Below are 3,388 nucleotides of genomic sequence, written 5' to 3'. Positions count from 1 at the left end.
TGACATTCTTTTATAATTTGTTCTTTAAATTCATCACTGTACTGATTTTTTGTCACTCTCATTACCCCCTACTTCAATACTAACATATTCGTGCATTTTCTCCAAAGGTTCTAGGGGGCTAAATAGATTCGACACCTAAAAGGGTATTATTTTTCAGGGGTGCTCGCAATGGAGTTTTTCCATTTTATGCGGGGTTTTTTAAGTTCCGGAACGCTCGGTTTTCATTGTACCAAAAACACACAAAATTATCGCATTATTTGTACATATTATTACCAATAATATGTACGATATGATATAATGCTTTTGGGGTGGTTGAATGAAACCTGTTAATTATAAGGAAAATGTTGTAATAACAGCAACTGAGCTTAAACAAAACCTGGGAAAGTATCTGGATTTCGTTGAACAACAAAATGAAGTCGTTGTTACGAAGAATGGTAAGAAAATCTGCAAGCTTACTCCTTATGTAACAGATATGGAGCAATATTTTCTATTGAGAGAAAGAGCACTGGACTGCCAGTATGGCGGTAAAAAGGTCTCTTATGAGGAATTCATGGAAATTTATGAAAAGAGCGATCTCAGAATGGAATTTATTAATGGAGAAATATATCTATTATCTTCTCCGAATATTGGACATCAGAGGATGTTAGGATGGCTATACCTTGCACTTAATGAGTATTTTAAGGATAAAAAATATGAAGTGTTTTTTGCACCCTTTGATGTGCATTTTAGAAAAAAAGATATTGAAGAACCTGATGTTATGCAGCCTGATTTGATTGTAGCCTGTGATGTGGATGGTAATGTTAATGAAAAGTGCAAGTATATGGGAACTCCAACCCTGGTTGTTGAAATACTATCAGATAGCACACGAAGTAAGGATATGGTTGAAAAGCTAAATACTTATATGTTGTCTGGTGTAAAAGAATACTGGATTATTGACCCAATACAGGAACATATTGTTATTTATACATTTGCAAACTATGAAATTGAAAGATATAAGTTTTTTAAAAAAGAAGAAGCTGCGCAATCATTTATATTTGACGGCTTGGCACTGGATGTTTCTGAACTGTTTCATATTTTTACAAATAAATAGCAAGAATACTCCCATCATGCTGAGAATAGGAGTACTCTTGCTATCTCTTAGTATAGATAAATTCAATCGTTATATTTTCTTTCCAATCTCTCTTCCCATATTCCTGCAATTCTCAAGAGCTTCCTCGTCCGGATTCCATAATGCTTTTATTCCGCCGCAGATAATTTCAAATCCGGCTTTCTTAAGCCCTGCTTCTATTATCCCAACTGACTCTCCACTCCAGCCGTAACATCCAAAGGCAGCAGCTTTCTTTCCTTTAAAACCGCAGCCTGTTATCATCTCAAGTACCGCTGCAACTGAAGACAGTATTCCTTTATTTACTGTTGATGAGCCTAACAGTAATGCCTTTGATTTAAAAACCTCGGTAATTATTACATTCTTATCTGTCTTAGAAGAGTTAAATAATTTAATATTTAACCCGGGATTTACTTCTTTAATCCCTTCAGCAATGGCATAGGCCATCCTTGAAGTTCCTTCCCACATGGTGTCATATACTATGCTTATCTGATTTTCCGAGTAGTTTCCGGCCCATTCCTTATATTTTTCCACAATCTGCAAAGGATTGTCTCTCCAGATTATCCCATGGCTTGGACAAATCATGTCTACAGGAAAATTAAGCGCTAAAATCTCTTCAATTTTTCTGATAACCAATGTACTAAATGGTGTAAGAATATTTGCATAATACTTAAGCGCTTCCTGATATAGTTCCGCAGTGTCCACCAGGTCATTATACATCAATGCTGAAGAATAGTGCTGCCCGAATGCATCGTTACTGAACAAAATATTGTCGCCGGTCATGTAGGTCATCATGGAATCTGGCCAATGGAGCATCCTTGCTTCTATAAAAATAAGCTTATTTTTTCCTATATCCAAGGTGTCTCCGGTCTTAACAGGCACAAAATTCCAGTCTTCATGATAATGGCCTTTTATGGATGTTATTGCATTTTTTGTGCAATAAATAGGGGTATCCGGTATTTCCCTCATAAGCTCAGGCAGCGCACCACTATGGTCAATCTCTCCATGATTTGCAATAATGTAATCTATTTTATCTAAGTCTATTTCCTTTTTCAGATTTTCCACAAACTCTTTTGCATGGGGTTTCCAAACAGTATCAATAAGAACTGTTTTTTCATCCCTGATAAGATAGGAGTTATAGGAAGATCCTCTGAATGTAGAGTATTCATCTCCATGGAATCTTCTGAGCTCCCAGTCTATTTTACCCACCCAGGTAACTCTGTCATTTATAGCAAATGCCATTGTTCTATTTCCTTTCCATAAAAATCTATTATTTTAGATAAATTGTATATTTATGACAGAAGTTTGTCAATGGAGGGCAGGATAAATCTCGCTATCTGACGTATTTACTTATAAAACCTTTAAGTTTGCTATATAATAGTATTGTTACCGCTGAAACAAGTATACCTTTTAAAATATTAAACGGAATCAGAGAACTTATTATCATAGGCAGTCTTGCTTCACTTTCCAACCCGTATAGTGGTAATGTAACAAAATAATTAATTATATTGATTATGGTTGTACTTATTAAAGTAGCCACAACATACGGCAATATAAAATAGGGCCATTTGGAAAATTTCTCCCTGGATCTAATCATAATAGCAACCGGAATAAGAAAGCTTGTTCCGGCAAAGAAATTTGCAATTTCTCCTGAAGCCATGGGTTCCTTACTTATCAGCAAAAAATGGAGTATGTTTTTAATTAATTCAATGGCAGTACCTACCAAAGGACCTGCAGCAATGCCTCCAAGTATTGCAGGCACATCGCTGAAATCAATTTTTAAAAAAGCCGGAAAAAGAAACGCCAAAGGGAACTCTAGAAAGTACAATACAAAAGCCAGTGCTGAAAGCACTCCAACCAATACAACAATATTTGTTTTCCTATTATTCATAATATCCCCCCAAAATTAAAATCCCTGGAAATAATCCCAGGGATATAAACACCTTATAAAACATCATCTTCTCCCATCCAGACTATACTGTCGGCCTTGGAATCTAACCAAGTCTGCCAAAAACTGGCTCGCGGGCTAATGGTCAAACCACATTACCGCCGGTCGGGAATTGCACCCTGCCCTGAAGATTATTTCCATATTAAATTTATAATCAGATTAATTTTAGCATACCTCTCACAATCAGTCAATACGTCCTTATAAGCAAGATAGCGTTAATTTACTGTAGGGAAAAGAAGTATAGATAACACCCTGATATTTAAGTTAGTGCAACCATTCCCGGTCACGCCCTTGACAACAAGCATCTCCCATATGGGTTTGTCAGCCAGGGCGGC

The 3,388-nt window shown here is 36.3% G+C and carries 3 protein-coding genes and 1 riboswitch; of the genes, 1 reads left to right on the top strand and 2 read right to left on the bottom strand.

The window, feature by feature from the left end:
• The first annotated feature begins 316 nt into the window (after positions 1-316).
• Positions 317-1,090: a type II toxin-antitoxin system Phd/YefM family antitoxin gene (locus GXX20_05065; protein HHW31034.1), complete on the top strand. Its 774-nt coding sequence runs from the start codon at positions 317-319 to the stop codon at positions 1,088-1,090.
• Between the two features lie 69 nt (positions 1,091-1,159).
• Here the strand turns inward: GXX20_05065 and GXX20_05060 are convergent, their stop codons facing one another.
• Positions 1,160-2,347 carry an anaerobic nitric oxide reductase flavorubredoxin gene (locus tag GXX20_05060; GenBank protein ID HHW31033.1) on the bottom strand — a complete coding sequence of 396 codons (1,188 nt, stop codon included), beginning with the start codon at positions 2,345-2,347 and terminating at the stop codon, positions 1,160-1,162.
• A gap of 91 nt (positions 2,348-2,438) precedes the next feature.
• Positions 2,439-2,996 carry an ECF transporter S component gene (locus GXX20_05055; protein ID HHW31032.1) on the bottom strand — a complete coding sequence of 186 codons (558 nt, stop codon included), beginning with the start codon at positions 2,994-2,996 and terminating at the stop codon, positions 2,439-2,441.
• Positions 2,997-3,057: 61 nt separating this feature from the next.
• Positions 3,058-3,189: riboswitch (FMN riboswitch) on the bottom strand.
• Positions 3,190-3,388: the final 199 nt, after the last annotated feature.

This window comes from Clostridiaceae bacterium (assembly GCA_012840395.1).
Classification (GTDB): domain Bacteria; phylum Bacillota; class Clostridia; order Acetivibrionales; family DULL01; genus DULL01.
This window is presented reverse-complemented; position numbering and strand designations above follow the sequence as displayed.

What these genes read in the sequence shown, in the direction of transcription:
- GXX20_05065 (HHW31034.1), top strand. Translation starts at nt 317, where the DNA reads ATGAAACCTGTTAATTATAAGGAAAATGTTGTAATAACAGCAACTGAG.
- GXX20_05055 (HHW31032.1), bottom strand. Translation starts at nt 2,996, where the DNA reads ATGAATAATAGGAAAACAAATATTGTTGTATTGGTTGGAGTGCTTTCA.
- GXX20_05060 (HHW31033.1), bottom strand. Translation starts at nt 2,347, where the DNA reads ATGGCATTTGCTATAAATGACAGAGTTACCTGGGTGGGTAAAATAGAC.